Source organism: Seonamhaeicola sediminis (assembly GCF_004358095.2).
Lineage (GTDB): Bacteria > Bacteroidota > Bacteroidia > Flavobacteriales > Flavobacteriaceae > Seonamhaeicola > Seonamhaeicola sediminis.
Genome location: NZ_SMZJ02000002.1, coordinates 448,793 through 464,978, shown reverse-complemented (window position 1 = coordinate 464,978; position 16,186 = coordinate 448,793). Strand labels below are relative to the sequence as shown.

The 16,186-nt window shown below is 35.3% G+C and carries 12 protein-coding genes; all 12 read left to right on the top strand.

The window, feature by feature from the left end:
• Positions 1–220 (top strand): integrase core domain-containing protein (locus E1J38_RS04625; RefSeq protein ID WP_145774280.1); only part of this gene is annotated, 220 nt, incomplete at its 5' end.
• A gap of 275 nt (positions 221–495) precedes the next feature.
• Positions 496–2,163, top strand: a complete 1,668-nt coding sequence (locus tag E1J38_RS04620; protein ID WP_133355616.1) for a DUF885 domain-containing protein — start codon at positions 496–498, stop codon at positions 2,161–2,163.
• Positions 2,164–2,194: 31 nt separating this feature from the next.
• The gene (locus E1J38_RS04615) at positions 2,195–4,354 is read left to right on the top strand and encodes a prolyl oligopeptidase family serine peptidase (protein ID WP_133355617.1); all 2,160 of its coding nucleotides are present in this window, start codon (positions 2,195–2,197) and stop codon (positions 4,352–4,354) included.
• 418 nt (positions 4,355–4,772) lie between these two features.
• Positions 4,773–7,202, top strand: coding sequence for a CehA/McbA family metallohydrolase (locus E1J38_RS04610; RefSeq protein ID WP_133355618.1), 2,430 nt, complete (start codon positions 4,773–4,775; stop codon positions 7,200–7,202).
• Between the two features lie 72 nt (positions 7,203–7,274).
• Positions 7,275–7,721, top strand: a complete 447-nt coding sequence (locus E1J38_RS04605) for a DUF4174 domain-containing protein (protein ID WP_133355619.1) — start codon at positions 7,275–7,277, stop codon at positions 7,719–7,721.
• Positions 7,722–7,794: 73 nt separating this feature from the next.
• On the top strand, positions 7,795–8,640 hold the full coding sequence (locus E1J38_RS04600; protein ID WP_255449784.1) for an alpha/beta hydrolase: 846 nt from the start codon (positions 7,795–7,797) through the stop codon (positions 8,638–8,640).
• A 295-nt stretch (positions 8,641–8,935) separates the two neighbouring features.
• Positions 8,936–9,952: an alpha/beta hydrolase gene (locus tag E1J38_RS04595; protein ID WP_222428233.1), complete on the top strand. Its 1,017-nt coding sequence runs from the start codon at positions 8,936–8,938 to the stop codon at positions 9,950–9,952.
• A gap of 2 nt (positions 9,953–9,954) precedes the next feature.
• The gene (locus E1J38_RS04590) at positions 9,955–11,244 is read left to right on the top strand and encodes a retropepsin-like aspartic protease (RefSeq protein WP_133355620.1); all 1,290 of its coding nucleotides are present in this window, start codon (positions 9,955–9,957) and stop codon (positions 11,242–11,244) included.
• A 588-nt stretch (positions 11,245–11,832) separates the two neighbouring features.
• Positions 11,833–12,978: an alpha-hydroxy acid oxidase gene (locus E1J38_RS04580; protein ID WP_133355621.1), complete on the top strand. Its 1,146-nt coding sequence runs from the start codon at positions 11,833–11,835 to the stop codon at positions 12,976–12,978.
• Positions 12,979–13,138: 160 nt separating this feature from the next.
• Positions 13,139–14,122: an aldo/keto reductase gene (locus E1J38_RS04575; protein WP_133355622.1), complete on the top strand. Its 984-nt coding sequence runs from the start codon at positions 13,139–13,141 to the stop codon at positions 14,120–14,122.
• Between the two features lie 51 nt (positions 14,123–14,173).
• On the top strand, positions 14,174–15,190 hold the full coding sequence (gene yiaK / locus E1J38_RS04570) for a 3-dehydro-L-gulonate 2-dehydrogenase (protein ID WP_222428232.1): 1,017 nt from the start codon (positions 14,174–14,176) through the stop codon (positions 15,188–15,190).
• A 27-nt stretch (positions 15,191–15,217) separates the two neighbouring features.
• A complete protein-coding gene (locus tag E1J38_RS04565) occupies positions 15,218–15,841 on the top strand; it encodes a class I SAM-dependent methyltransferase (RefSeq protein ID WP_133355623.1) in 624 nt (207 codons plus the stop codon).
• Positions 15,842–16,186: the final 345 nt, after the last annotated feature.

Genomic DNA, 16,186 nt, shown 5'->3' with positions numbered 1-16,186 from the left:
AATTAACAGAACATTAAAATATGAATACGGTCTCAAACAAACTGTAAAAAATGTTACCTTAGCTAAGAAGATCATTAAAAAAGCTGTCAGTATTTACAATAACAAAAGAACGCATCACAGTTTAAAATTGAACACACCAGCTTTTGTTCATCTTAACCAAAATGTAGCATATCATTCCTACAAAAGAAATAAAGAAAATTTAGAACTATTGACCTTTTAACAAACGAAAAATGAACCCGAAAAAGGTCAACCTATTTCAGTATAATACAAACATTTAAAAATGGATTCGTGCTTTCTATATTTAATAACAATCTTGTCATAAATGAATATAACAATATGAAGAGTATGACTGAAAAACTATTGGAATTAATTCAGAATTAGAAAAAAATAAATAACGAAAGCACAACACTGGCTATAGTTCATTGCTTCTGACTTTACTTATACAAAACCTTTGGCTGTAATTTTCACCAAAAAAAGAAAAAATACCATCAACATATGAGAACTACTACCGTCATTCTTACTCTTTTATTAATGCTCTTTTTTAGCTGTCAAATGGATAATAAAGAAAGGAGCAGGGAAACCAAAACTGAACATCTTACTTCCAATGACTATCAGGATTTAATTGCTTTATTTAAAGAATGGAGAACCTTCGAAATGCCTCCAAAACTTGAAGGCGCACCCGATTATCGGAAAGCTACTTTCACTCAGCGAATGTCGGCTTTTGATCAATTAAGAGCTCGCCATACTGCAATTGACACTGCGGGCTGGTCTATCCCCAAAAAAGTGGATTGGATGATTGTCTGGGCAGAAATGAACGGTTTTGATTTTAACTATCGTGTACTGAAGCCTTGGGAACGCGACCCTGCATTCTACAAGACCATATGGACCTACAAAAGTGATGTACCAGCGCATGAAGGCCCTACTAACCATGGCACCTTGGAATTGTGGACCTATGAATTTCCGCTTAGCAATACAGAACGTGAAAGAATGCTCAATGATCTGGCTGTAATCCCAACATTGAATACACAAGCCAAAACCAATCTGACAGGAAATTCTAGAGACCTCTGGATCACGGGTATCAGAGATATCATGGAGCAATCTGAAGTTCTCGAGGACATGAAAAGTGCAGCAGGCGTGCGTGCAGATGAAGACATGATGTCTGCAATTGAAAAAGCCCAAACTTCTACAAATCAATTGGTTGAATGGCTAGAAGCAGAATCAGATAAGAAAACAGGTCCATCAGGTATAGGCAAGGATAACTATACTTGGTATATGCAAAATGTGCATTTGGTTCCGCTTACTTGGGAAGATGAAGTGATGATTCTAAAAAGAGAACTTGCCCGTGCATGGTCGGCTTTGAAATTGGAAGAACATCGCAATCGTGACCTTCCCGAACTGATAGCCGTAGATTCACCAGAGAGTTATGATGCCCTTGCCAATCGTGCGGCCAAGAGTTTGATGAGTTTCTTAGAAAATGAAAATATCCTTACGGTGAAGGATTATTTCGACCCTGCTTTAAGAGAGCACCTAGGTACTTTTATTCCTGAAGAAAAGAGAAACTTCTTCTATATCACTTCTCATTATGACCCGCGCCCACTCTTCTCTCACTTTTATCATTGGTTTGAACTGGCCAGAATGGACAATGAGCCTAACCCAAGTGAAATTAGAAAAGGGCCATTGTTGTACAACATCTTCGATTCTCGCAATGAGGGTACTGCCACTGCAGTGGAAGAAATGTTTATGGATGCAGGCTTATATGATAATGACCCTAGAGTCCGTGAGATCGTCTATATTATGATCGCACAAAGGGCTGCTAGAGGATTAGGCTCTCTCTATGCGCACGCCAATGAAATGACCATGGAAGAGGCCGGTGGCATACATTCTGAATATACGCCTCGAGGTTGGATGAAAACTGAAAAAGAGCTGTTGATATTTGAGCAGCACTTGTATTTAAGACAGCCCGGTTATGGTACAAGCTATATCACGGGTAAGTATTTGATAGAAGCCGCTATGGCAGAATATGCTCGTAGCGAAGAGCTAAATGGAGAGGTATTCGAACTCCGTGATTTCTTTGATAGCATAAATCGCATTGGCTGTATCCCTGTGGTATTGACCCAATGGGAAATGACCGGTAATTCAGATCACATGATCATGATGAAGTGAGTAGATTTTAGACAATTATTAATACAAACACATGAAAAATATCTCTTTTTGGCAAACATGGTTAATAACAGGCCTACTGATGACGATGAGCATAACAGCTACAGCACAGGAAAGTGACCTCACCCTTGATGACTTATTCGCAACGCCAAAACTGACAGGAACAACCCCTTCCCAGCCTATATGGGCACCGAATAGCAAGCATTTCGTCTTTTCCTGGAATGAACCGGGAAATCCTGGGCGTGGCCTCTGGATATCAACAAGCGATGGTAAGGAAGTACGCCTCATTTCCAATACGACATCCCCGCCAGTGCGCAATATTGTCTGGGCTGATGCAAATACGCTCATCAGCCTAAGAGGCAACAGCCTTTGGCAGACAACACTAAACCAAGTAGAAGACCTCGAATTGATGACTGTAGAGACAGATGCACACAACCTGTCTATATCACCAAGTGACAGTCATTTGGCTTATATAAGCAACGGTGACCTGTGGCTAGTTGACTTCACTACCAAACAAAATCGTAAGCTTACCAAAATTGGTATTGCTAGTCTCTCGAACTTAGGAAAGGGGCGTTACAGTCGACCAGAACGTGAAATCGGTCCAGGCATCTGGAGTGGACCAACCTATAAGTGGTCCCCAGATGGCAATACAATTGCATTTCACTTGGTTGACAGACGTGAGATGCGAAAGGTGCCATTCCCGAATTACCTCGCTACCGAAACCAATCCCAACGAAGTACGCAGAAGTTACCCGGGCGATCCAAACGAGATTCGCAGAGTTGGCCTGCTCGATGTAGAAAATAGTAACATAGTGTACCTTGATTTACCAGACCCAAGCGCCAACCAGATCATCGACTTTAACTGGTCACCAAAAGGTGCTCTGCTGGTTGATATCGCATCCGACAATGCGGTTGAACGTAAATTGTTCGTTGTTGCACCTGGAGAAAGCCAACCTCGTGAGATTTGGAGAGGTGTTAGAGAGAGTCGTATGTACACATCGTTTGGATCTAACTGGCATCCAGATGGAAAGAAGGTGGTTTTCTTAAGCGATATGGGTAATCGCTACGGGCTTTATACAATCAATCCCTCAAGGTCTATGAGTAGTCCACAACTCGTAACAGATCCTTCCTATGATGTGCTGTCCGCCCCAAGGATTACTGGTGATATACTATTTTATACAGGCAATGGTGTTAATCCAAACGAACAACACGTGTATCGCTTGAATATGTCTGGAGGCAAACCTGAGCAGGTAACGCATCTTGCTGGCCGAAATGTTGGCTATCCTTCACCAGATGGCCAGAACTTGGTATTCATGCACAGTAACGACACATCACCGCCTGAGCTTTACGTAGTAAGCAGCAAGGGTGGTGACGCTAAGCGAGTAACCCATTCGCCATTACCTGCCTTTACTAAGAGAACCTGGGTGAGTGCCGAATACGTCAGTTTCCCCAGTCTTGTAGATGACTATAGGTTGCATGCACGAATTCTGAAACCTACCAACATGAAGCCCAGCAAGAAGTATCCGGTGCTTTTTGGGCCCGTGTATTCGAATACAGCGAGGAATCGCTGGGCAGGTAACTACAGCCTCGTTCAGCAACTGATGGTCAAGAAAGGGTATGTTGTTGTGCAGGTGGATTCACGAGGTAGTAACGGTTATGGACGAGCATTTCGAGAAGAGTTCCTGTTAGGCTTTGCCGACCAGGACATAGAGGATTATGCAAGTGCTGTTGCCTACATGGAGTCACTGGATTATGTTGACCCCAATCGCATCGGTGTCTGGGGTAGCAGTTACGGTGGGACTCTCTCCGTTTATTCGTTGTTGAAGAAGCCCGGCTTATTCCAGGTAGGTGTTGCTGCAGCTGCGGCTGTGGACCCAGTGTTCTTTGGCACAGACGATGTTGCCATTGTTCGTACCCCACAGACACACCCTGAGGTCTTTGAAAGAAAAGCACTCAAGTACGCAGCGAATCTGCAAGATAAACTCCTGTTCATCCACGGCATGCAGGATCATGTGGTCCCATTTAAAACTACGGCCGTATTAGCTGAAGAACTAATTAAACAGGGTAAGAACTTCGACTTTGCTTTTGCACCGGGTGCGACGCATGGATGGAGCCGTGAACGGCATTACGATTGCTACCTCTTTGGCAAACTAATCGAATACTTCGACCGATACCTAGCCGAGCCATCTGAGTAGATATTTGTTAGGTGTCTTGTTACTAGACGATGGGAAAACTAACTAAAGGTTTGTTGAAATACCCCTCTGTAATTTTTACAACAGAATTGTAGGTTTTGATGGTATTTGCACTATACCTTTAACCTCCATTATTTTTACAAAGTTAGGATACTTATAGTCAATGAATTTTCAACTAAATTAGTTTAAAATAATGAAAGATTTGAACAAAAAGTAGTTGAATAAAGAAATAACGAAAGGCTAACAATATATAACCGCAATTAACGCTTCGCTAAGGTTAGCTAATTAACAATCAATAATTAGAGAGTATATGGAAGTCCTTTCCTCTAATTATTAATACAGAATTTATTATCTTTTCATTCTCTAATCATATCTATGTTTAACCCTGAGTTTTAAAGTATTTACATTTAAAGTAAAAAATATGAAAAATTCTATTGTTGTTTTCTGTTTTCTGTTTTTAATATCATATTCTGTAAATGCTCAATGGACTAACAGGTATCCAAAAGTGAAAGGATATGGTCATCATGTCTATTTAGAAGGATATGAATTGCCTGTTTTAAATTCAGGGCCTACAGACCCCGCTCCATCACCAACAAATGATTTTGTTGTTTTTTCAGCTAAAGGGTGGCTGTGGATGTTTAACCCTGAAACTTCTGAGGCCAAAAGGCTAACTTTTTCTTCTGATATGGATTCCAGACCAAATTGGTCACCAGACGGAACTAAAATAGTTTTTGTCAGAGATAACTCCATAGACACACACTTGGTTATTTTAGATTTAAATTCAAAAAAAGAAACCGTACTTGTCAACTCTAACGCCTTAGACTTAGACCCCATTTTTTCAGCAGACGGAAACTTTGTCTATTACTCATCTGCAAAAAATGGGTCGTTTGATCTTTGGAAAACAAATCTCACAACGTTAGAAAGTAGCATATTAACTCAAGAAAATAGCCTTGAGCGTCTTCCGGTTCCAACACTTGATGGTAAGCAAATCATTTATCTCCATAAAAAGGGGTTTTCTTATGACTCCATTGAATTGTTAGATATAGAAAATAATATTAGTACTCCGTTGATAGAAGAGAATTTTGCTTCTCAAGCTGCTTTTTCATTGTCAAATGACAACACCACATTAGTTTATACATGGCCAAATGGAGATGATTATGAACTTCGTTTATTAAATATAACAATTCCTAAAAGTAAAATGCTTCTTACTAAAAGTAAAGGATTACCATTATCACCAAAATTTAGTGCTGACGGTCAATGGGTTTATTTCTCAGAAAACAACAAAATGGAGTCTTCTGAAATTAAAAGAATCCCCATAAATGGAGGTTCACCTGAATTACTATCCATAAGCAAATGGAATTGGGGTACTACCATTGGAAAACTAAAAATTACCTGTCGATTGGATGGAAAAATAACTCCTGCTAGGATGAGCATTATTGACCAAGATGGACACCCTATAGTTCCTAATTCTGGCATAATTCATTCTGAAGGACAAAATGGAATTGTTTTTTTCTACTCCCCGGGAGAAATTGAAATTGAAGCTCCTGTTGGTAATATAACTATTAAAGTAGTACATGGTTTTTCTACAATTGCACACGTTCAAGAATTTAAATTAGAAGAAGGAACTTTGGAAACAGAGATTAATCTAAACCGAATTTGGAATGCGAATAAAGAAGGTTGGTATTCTGCTGATACTCATTTTCATCTTAATTATGGAGGAACTAACCGGTTAGACCCAGAGGATATACTTTTAGACCTTAAAGCAGAAGGCATAAACGTGGCTTTCCCATTAGTTGCTAATCTTGGAAATAGGTTTCTTGAACAGGACTTGTTTTATTGGCAAAACGAAAAACTACCAATTATATCTTTTGGGCAAGAAGTACGTTCACACTTTTTAGGTCATTTAAGCCTTATAGGCACTCAAGAATTATACTGGCCTTGGGTTTGGGGACCATTGTATGATATATATGGTGCAGACGATAGGCTTAATGCAGAGCCACTTCGGTTTGCTCGAGAACAAGGCGGGTTAGGCGGGTATGTTCATCCTGTACCAATAAAAGAGCCCTTTAAAGAAGGGGCAGAATGGTCTATACCTACAGGTTTTATAGCAGATGCCGTTATGGGAGAGGTGGATATTTTAGAATTAGGATGCCTCTGGACTGATGAAATTGGTACGGCCGCCTTATGGCACGAAATTCTTAACTTAGGAATCCCAATAGCTTTATCTGCTGGTAGTGATGTTATGAACGACCTTTACAGAACTATGGCTATAGGTGCAACACGTGTTTATGTAAAACCACAAGGAGAACCTAATTTAGAAAATTATTTAAAAGCACTAAAAGCAGGAAGGAGTTTTGTTAGCAATGGACCTCAGCTTGTATTCTCTGTAGAAGGTTATGAAGTGGGTGAAATTATCAAATCTAATAAAAAGAAAGCCAAGTGGAATTTAAAAGTTTATTCTCCAGTTCCTTATGAAAAAGTAGAACTATTTGTTAATGGCGTTGTAGTTGACATGAAAAAAGGTAAGAATGGAAATAGTGAAACTTATAGCGGTTCTATTGAAATTCCTGAAGGTGGATGGATAACCGCAAGAGTGTCAGGCAGCAATTCTGAATGGCCTATGATGGACAGTTATGCATTCGCAGAGAGTTCACCTATCTGGATTGATACAATTGGTAGCACAATGCCTCATGCTAAAATTGATTCAGCAAAAAAACTACTTAAAATATTAGAATTTTCAGAGAAGGAGATTAGACAAGGTTATGGAGATAATAAAATACCAGACTTACTTAATCACTTCTCTAAGGCAAGAAAGAAACTGCAAAAGATTATACCAGAAAACAAGAATTAAAAAAACACTTTACAATAACGTTTATAATTCAGCGTGGTTTATGTCCAATCTCAAAAAATATGGGTAACCTTCATGAAAACCTCAATTATTTGCCAAATACTATATCTAACCATGGTTTTATTAAGTTCTAAATTCTATGGTCAGGACTTGAGTGATCATAAATGGAAAGATAGAATACTTATTGTGAAGACATTAAATACAGATTCTAAAAAATATAATAATCAACTAACTGAATTTAAAAATTCAATTAAAGAACTAAAGGAAAGAAAACTTGTTCTCTATAAAATAAATAAAAATAAATTTTCATTTGTTAATTATACCGAAAGTGCATTGAATTATTCTGGAAATGTTTCGGATAATTTATCTAAAAATATTCTTGATGAAAATGAAAATTTTGAAATAATTCTCATTGGACTAGATGGGCAAATAAAAATCCAGCAGAACAAAATTCTTTTAAAAGAAGAGGTTTTCAAAATTATTGACTCGATGCCAATGCGAAAAAATGAAATGAGAAATTAACAATATATAACTGTAATTACAGTGGATAACTGACGGTTATAAGAACCGTTTCAAACTATTAAAAACAAATAAAATGAATATAAAACACGTTTTTACATTATTGTTGATTTCTTTAATTGCTTATTCATTTGGGTACTCACAAGAACAAGTATTGTACAAACAAATTGATACCACAAAATTATTGATGAAAATTCATTACCCTGAAATAACTGATAAGGTAAATAAAAACCCTGCAATGATTTTCTTTTTTGGTGGAGGTTGGATTAGTGGCTCAATTAAACAATTTGAACCTCATGCCAAATATTTTTCTAAAAGAGGTATGATTTGCTTTCTTGTTGATTACAGAGTACATAAAATGCATCAAACTACACCATTTGAGTCTGTAAAAGATGCTAAATCAGCTATTAGATTTATTAAAGAAAATGCAGAAAAGTTTCATGTTGATACTTTAAAGATTGTTGCTGCTGGTGGTTCTGCTGGTGGACATCTAGCCGCAGCAACAGCATTAATAAATAATTATAATGAACACACAGATAACATTTCAGTAAATTGTGTCCCCAATGCTTTGGTACTTTTTAATCCGGTTTTTGACAATGGTCCAGGTGGATACGGTTATGATAGAATAAAAGATGATTATAAGAATTTTTCTCCCCTTCATAACATTAAAAAAGGAGCACCTCCAACAATAGTTTTTTTAGGAACTAATGATAAATTAATACCTGTTGAAACTGCTAAGTATTATCAAAAAGTAATGGAGAAAGTTAAAAGCAAATGTGAGCTTCATTTATATGAAGGACAAAATCACGGATTCTTCAATTATAAAAATTTTGAGTACTACAAAAAAACGCTCTATGAAGCTGATGTTTTTTTACAGTCATTAGGATATTTAAAAAAGGAACCTCATATAATGCTAGAATAGAGACAGTTGCCAACTTTTAAAATCAATAATATTGGCGGTAATTAAATAACATCTAGAAATGAAAAATAATATTAAAATACATAAAAATAAAAAATAAGTTGTTGAGTGACTTTTAGGGAAGAGATATGTATTTGGGTGCTCATATATTATTACCTGAAGGATGGGAATTGCACCCCAACACAAAATATCCGCTAGCTATTATGCATGGACATTTCCCTGATGATTTTAGAGGTTTTCGAACAACTATCTTGAGCCTGATTATAATGAGCGATTTGATGTGAAAGGGTATAATCGTATGGTCCAGCAGGAAGTATACGATTTTTATAAAATTTGGACTGGTCCTGATTTTCCTAGAGTCATTGCCATTGAAATCCAACACCCCACGCCGTATTATGATGATTCTTATACCGTCAATAGTGCTGCTCAAGGCCCATATGGCGATGCGATCACCTTCGAGCTCATTCCGTATATTGAAAAACAATTTAGAGGAATAGGAGAAGGTTGGTCACGATTTGTTTACGGAGGAAGTACTGGAGGGTGGGAGTTTCTAGCAGTGCAAGTAAAATATCCTAAAGAGTATGGGATGTGTTTTGCTGCTTGTCCTGATCCAATTGATTTTAGAGCATACTTTTTAGTCAATATCTATGAAGACGAGAATGCGTATTATAAGGAAGGCGTATTCAGAAAAACGTTGGTTGCCGGTCACCGAGACTATTTGGGAAATGTGGATGCTACCTTAAAAGATATGAATTACCGAGAATTAGTGTTGGGTACAAAGGGGCTGTCAGGACAGCAATGGGATATTTGGGAGGCAACATATTCTCCAATAGATAATGAAGGTTACCCAAAAAGAATTTGGAATCGTATCACTGGTGAAATAAATAAAGAAGTAGCAGCTTACTGGAAAGAAAATTACGATCTTGCTTATATATTAAAACGAGACTGGGCAAAACACGGTAAAGATTGGGCTAATAAAATTCATTTGTATTGTGGCGATATGGATAATTATTATCTCAACAATGCCGTTTACCTTGCTGAGGAAATTCTATCAGAGACCACCGCTCCCTATTACAATGGTGAAGTAGATTACGGCGACAGAGCAGAACACTGTTGGAACGGTGATCACAATAATGGGAATCATATTAGTAGGTTAAGATACCACCGCATGTTTATCAAAAAATATGTAGAAAAGGTTCATAAAATTGCTCCTAAAGGTGCCGACTTGAAAAGTTGGAGATATGGTTGTATTCTAAGTTCTCTTAAAACTAAGAGTATAATTAATTACCTTTACTTAAACCTGATAAAAATATAACCATGAGGAACATTTTTTTTTCACTAATAATCTTAACTGTTGCCTGTAAAAATACTCAAACTAAAAATGTAAGTGACCTAGCTATAACTAAACAACTAGATTCTTTAACTGAAGTTCAAGACTATTTTAAATTAAGACAAAACCTTAATTCCAAAAAGAGTCTTCTCTCAAAGGAACACATCCTCTATTACGAAGCCATTGTTTTAAATCTATTTAACGATTTACCTAAATCAAACTCGAAAATAGAAGAACTACTAAGTTTAGAACCTCTAAGTTTAACAAACACCATGCTAAACAAACTTTACAATACTAAACTTTTAAATCATATAAATCTTTATGAATATAAAAAGGCTAAAGAAGTTAGTGAACTTATTTTAAAAAACTACAGTCAATTAAATGATTCTTCAAAAGTTCAACTGTTAGAAAACGAACTCAATATATGGAAGTCTTTAGAAAACATCCCTACTCAAGAAATTGTAAAAAATTCTGATGTTTCCTTTCCAATGACAAAAGATAAAGTGGGGCTTTTTAATATTGATGTATCAATCAATCAACAAACAAAGAATTACATTTTTGATACCGGGGCAAATATTTCTGTGATAAAGAGATCTCTTGTTGAAGCCTTAGGGTTAACATATATAGAATCTGATTTTTATGTTACTGCATTCACAGGAGAAAAAGTAGATAGCGATTTAGCTGTTGCTGATGAGTTGGTAATTGGGGGGCTAACCTTTAAAAATGTTGTGTTTTTAGTTTTAAATGATGAAGACATTTCCTTTCCTCAAATAGATTACTACATAAATGGTATTATTGGTTTTCCTGTAATTGAAGCTATGGATGAAGTGCGTATTTCAAAAAATAATACCATTTTCTCCCCAAAAAACCCAACAGATTACAAACAGCAAAACTTTGCTTTAGATGGTCTTACACCTATAATTGCGATTGAATACAAAAAAGAAACTCTAAGTTTTGGATTTGATACGGGCGCAAGAACAACTACTTTATACGCCCCTTTTTACAGAAAGTATCAAGATACTATTGAAAAGAACTATAGGTCACAAACATTAAAATCTGGAAGCGCTGGTGGTGTTATTGAATTTGAAGGGTTTTTGGTAGATAGTGTAGCGCTAACTGTTGGTAACTCTAGCGCTACTTTAAAAAGTTTACAACTTTATAAAAATGACATTAAAGCAGATGTTAGTAACTTTTACGGAAACTTAGGTCAAGACTTTATAAAACAGTTTGACGAGATGATAATAAGTTTTAAGTATAGTTCTGTAGTTTTTAAATAAAAAGGGTGTCAAAATAATCAACATATAATTGTCTTAAAAATTTGGCTTCAGGTTCTAAAATCATTACAAAAAAATCATCGCAAAATCTATCACCAATTTTATTTTGTAAATTACTAATTCAACCATTAGTGAAAATAAAAAGGGAAACTTGTACATACGCTTTTCTTTCAAAACTTTGGGGAATTACTTTATTAATAGCTTTTACATCGTTAATAGAGTTTAACCTTACAGGAGTTCCATTCAGTTTAGCTATAGTTATAGGCTTGATATCGCACACTGATAGAATTTTAATAACCCTGATTTACCAAAAGGGACTCACGACATACGGAGTGCTTATAACGCCTAATTAATAAGAAAAGGAATTGATTTCAAACGGAATAAAAATCTGAATGGATAAAAAATACTCCGCTATTTGTGAAAAGTATAATTTTTAAATTTGTTTGATTAAAACACAGTTCCCTACAATAGATTAAATAATTCTTTCAAAATTATTATCTCATAATATTCGCAAACAATAAATTGTTTTTAATTTCCTTATTTTTGACAAGAAAAATCCCTTAGGAAAACTTTTACCAAAAAAAGAAAAAGATGAATGAAAATTTCAATTCAAAATATCCAGATATTCCATATTTACGAGAACGTGCCAAAAAAAGAATCCCCAAATTTGCTTTTGAATATTTAGATGGCGGTTGTAATTCTGAAATCAATTTACACAGAAACACTAAAGAAATTAGAGATGTTCAGCTAAAACCATACTATTTAAGAGACTACAAAGGAGCATCATTAGAAACTACATTATTTGATAAAACATACAGTGCTCCGTTTGGAATTGCTCCCATTGGTTTACAAGGTTTAATGTGGCCAAAAGCTTCAGAGATTTTAGCTAAAGCTGCTTTTGAGCATAACATTCCTTTTATTCTAAGTACTGTAGGTACTGCTAGTATTGAAACTATTGCTGATATTACTGAAGGTAATGCTTGGTTTCAACTTTATTATCCTGTAGAAGCTGAACTAAGAAATAATATTATACAGAGAGCAGCAGATGCTAATTATCCCACTTTAGTATTATTATCTGACACACCTACCTTTGGCTACCGCTCTAAAGAAATTATAAATGGTCTTTCTATTCCTCCAAAAATGACGGTTCAAAATATGCTTCAAATTCTTTCTAGACCTACATGGGCGCTCAATACATTAATGGCTGGTCAACCTGAGTTTAAGACATTAAAACCCTACCTGCCAAAAGGCTTAAGTTTAAAACATTTAGGTTTGTTTATGAATAAAACCTTTAATGGGCGGTTAAATCCAGAACGTATTAAACCAATAAGAGATAAATGGAAAGGTAAATTAGTCATTAAAGGTGTAACCAACGATGAGGATGTAGAAAAAGCTATAGCCTTAGGTTTAGACGGAATTATAGTCTCTAATCATGGCGGAAGACAATTAGATAGAGGAGAATCTACCATAAAACCACTCACCCATATTGCCCAAAAATATAAAGATAAAATTACTGTAATGATGGATAGTGGTATTCGCACTGGTCCAGATATTGCAGCAACTATGGCTTCTGGTGCTGATTTCACCTTTTTAGGTCGATCTTTTATGTATGGCGTGGCCGCTTTAGGAAAACAAGGAGGAGACCATACCATTAACATTTTAAAAAGACAACTTGGTCAGGTTATGGAACAAGTAAGTTGCGAGAAGATAAAAAACTTCCCTGATTACAAATTATAAAAATGCTCTAACTAAAGTTAGTGATTATACTTTCTTCGCAATTCTTCCTGAAAATCATCGATGATTTTCATAAGGTTGCTTTTGTTTTTTTGTAAGTTGCTTGCTGTTTAATGCCAATCTTAAAGTGCTTATCGTTAGTACTCATCTAATAAATATAGATATGAAACAAAGAATTTTAGGAAATAATGGATTTCGAACTAGTGAAATAGGCCTTGGTTGCTGGCAATTAGGTGGGGACTGGGGAGATAAAATAAATAAAAGCCTAGCGAAGAAAATTCTTGAAGAAGCCCTTAATAATGGTGTTAATTTTTTTGATACTGCTGATGTTTACGGGAGTGGTAGAAGTGAAAAATTAATTGGTGAATTTATTAAACAATCAAAGGCAGATGTTAAAGTTGCTACAAAGTTTGGCCGTAGTGCTGATGTGTTTCCAACTAATTACAGTGAACAAGCACTAAGAAAATCGGTTGATAATTCTAGAAAACGCCTTAACAAAGACTGTATAGACCTATTGCAATTACATTGCATACCTATAGAAGAGTTAAAAAAAGGCGCTATTTTTGATTGGCTAAGAGCCCTAAAAAGCGAAGGCCAAATAGCTCATTTTGGCGCCAGTGTTGAGAGTGTTGAAGAAGGTTTATTATGCCTGGAACAAGAAGGACTACAATCGTTACAGGTCATTTACAATATTTTTAGACAAAAATTAACTCATGAATTACTCCCATTTGCCTACAAAAAGGGAATAGGAATTATTGTTCGTTTACCTCTAGCAAGCGGGTTACTGTCTGGTAAATTTACAACACAAACTCAGTTTCCTGAAAATGACCATAGAAATTTCAATAAAAATGGAGAAGCTTTTAATGTAGGTGAAACCTTTGCTGGTCTTCCTTTCAAAACTGGGGTAAAACTATCAAATGAATTAAAATCACTTTGTCCAGAAAATTTATCTATTGTTGAAATGTCTCTACGTTGGATATTAGATCATAAAGAAGTAACAACCGTTATTCCAGGAGCAAGTTCAATAAAACAAGTTATAGAAAATTCTAAAATCAGTAATTTACCCTCGCTTTCTACCCAACTCATGAAACAACTAGAAGACTTTTATCATATCAATATTCATAGTCATATTAGAGGTGTTTATTAATAAAAGATATTACTTATCTTTTTACACTTATTTGTCCATTCTAAATACTATATGATGCTTACAATCACTTCCCAGGAAATGAAAGATGTGCTTTATGCACTCTTTAAAAAGTATGAATTTACAGAAAGTAAAGCTAATCTCCTAGCAGATGTTTTTACACAAAATACGTTGTACGGGATAAACTCTCATGGAATTAACCGCGTACCCTATTTCATTGAAACTGTAAAAAAAGGCATCGTAAAAATTGATAAAGAAGCAAAAAAAGTAGAAGCATTTGGGAATATAGAAAGATGGGATGGAAATCAAGGGTCTGGAATTATTAATGCTGTAACATGTACTAATAGAGCTATAGCCTTAGCAAAAAAAGGAGGAATGGGACTTGTTGCGCTTAGAAATACCAATCATTGGATGAGGGGTGGTTATTATGGCTGGCAAGCTGCAAACGAAAACTGTATTGCTATTCTTTTTACAAATACAAAACCTAATATGCCAGCATGGGGAGGAAAGGAAAACCGCATAGGAAATAATCCTTTTGTAGTATCTATTCCAAGAAAAGAAGGGCATATTGTATTAGATATGGCCCTTTCTCAATTTTCTTTTGGTAAAATAAATGACTATAAATTAAAGGGAGAACAACTGCCTTATCTTGGAGGTTGGGACGAAGATCACAACCTATCACGTAACCCCGAAAAAATTCTTAAAACAGAAAAAGGGCTTCCTGTTGGATACTGGAAAGGATCGGCGTTTTCAATAGTTCTAGATATGATAGCCACGTTGTTATCAGCCGGTAATTCTACTTACAAAATTGGGTTAAGTGAGTATGAAACAGCCATTTCACAAATATACCTTTGTATTTATCCTGAGATATTTCCTGACAAAGCATTACAACAGACACTCTTAAATGAAATAATTAATTACACACATGATACTGCACCAAATAAAGATGGTAAAATGACTTATTACCCAGGAGAGCGATCATTAAATGCTATGAAACACAATATAAAAGATGGAATGAATGTCAATGCAGAAATTTGGCAAAAAGTACTTTCTATATTAAAAGAACAATAACTAATTAAAACTACAAAAGCAAAAGAAATGACAGATGCCTGGATAGAAAGATGGAATGATAGATATAAAAAAAAGAAATATGCTTATGGCACAGAGCCAAATATGTTTCTGAAAGAACAGATTCAAAAATTAAAATCTGGCACCATTCTGTTTGGAGCAGAAGGAGAAGGCAGAAATGCTGTTTATGCTGCAAAAAACGGATGGACTGTTAGTGCTTTTGATATAAGTGAAGAAGGTAAAAACAAAGCTATCAAACTTGCAAAAACAAACAATGTTTTAATTGATTATAAGGTTGGCGAATTACCTAAATTGAGTTTTGAAAATAAGCCTTTTGATGCTATTGCTCTCATTTATGCCCATTTTCCTGCTAATATTAAATCTGAATACCATAAATTACTTAATACAAGTTTGAAGAAAGGTGGAATATTAATTTTTGAAGCATTTGGGAAAAATCATATGAAATATAGAAAAGATAATCCAAAAGTTGGTGGCCCTCCAGACATAGATTTATTGTTTTCAATCGAAGAATTAAAATCAGACTTTGAAAACTACAAAATACTTAAACTTGAGGAGATAGAAATTGAATTAAATGAAGGGATTTACCATAATGGAAAAGGCTCAGTTATAAGGTTTATTGGACTAAAAAATTAACGCTATTAACCATGATTTCATACTTATATTTATAACAAACTATCTAAATTTAGATTATAAATAAATATGAAAAATTTTAATTTTATTAATGCTTTGGGTATTAGGTATAAATACACAACCTAAGTATCATATTTCAAAAGTTAATCTAGAAATCAGTTGAGTAAGTCTCAATAAATAAAGTGCTAATTCACAAAAGGTTAAAACAAATACGAGATAGTAACTGAAAAATGAATAAACAAAAAACATATTTTTACTGTGCTCTTGTTTTAACACTGATTGTTATTGTTCTTTTAGTTACTGGGTCACCTTTACTCACCATAGTCATTGATAAAGAAAAATCAATTC

Bases quoted from the DNA above. Each gene is read 5' to 3' on its own strand.
- E1J38_RS04620 (WP_133355616.1), top strand. From the start codon at position 496: ATGAGAACTACTACCGTCATTCTTACTCTTTTATTAATGCTCTTTTTT.
- E1J38_RS04615 (WP_133355617.1), top strand. From the start codon at position 2,195: ATGAAAAATATCTCTTTTTGGCAAACATGGTTAATAACAGGCCTACTG.
- E1J38_RS04610 (WP_133355618.1), top strand. From the start codon at position 4,773: ATGAAAAATTCTATTGTTGTTTTCTGTTTTCTGTTTTTAATATCATAT.
- E1J38_RS04605 (WP_133355619.1), top strand. From the start codon at position 7,275: ATGAAAACCTCAATTATTTGCCAAATACTATATCTAACCATGGTTTTA.
- E1J38_RS04600 (WP_255449784.1), top strand. From the start codon at position 7,795: ATGAATATAAAACACGTTTTTACATTATTGTTGATTTCTTTAATTGCT.
- E1J38_RS04595 (WP_222428233.1), top strand. From the start codon at position 8,936: ATGGTCCAGCAGGAAGTATACGATTTTTATAAAATTTGGACTGGTCCT.
- E1J38_RS04590 (WP_133355620.1), top strand. From the start codon at position 9,955: ATGAGGAACATTTTTTTTTCACTAATAATCTTAACTGTTGCCTGTAAA.
- E1J38_RS04580 (WP_133355621.1), top strand. From the start codon at position 11,833: ATGAATGAAAATTTCAATTCAAAATATCCAGATATTCCATATTTACGA.
- E1J38_RS04575 (WP_133355622.1), top strand. From the start codon at position 13,139: ATGAAACAAAGAATTTTAGGAAATAATGGATTTCGAACTAGTGAAATA.
- yiaK (WP_222428232.1), top strand. From the start codon at position 14,174: ATGATGCTTACAATCACTTCCCAGGAAATGAAAGATGTGCTTTATGCA.
- E1J38_RS04565 (WP_133355623.1), top strand. From the start codon at position 15,218: ATGACAGATGCCTGGATAGAAAGATGGAATGATAGATATAAAAAAAAG.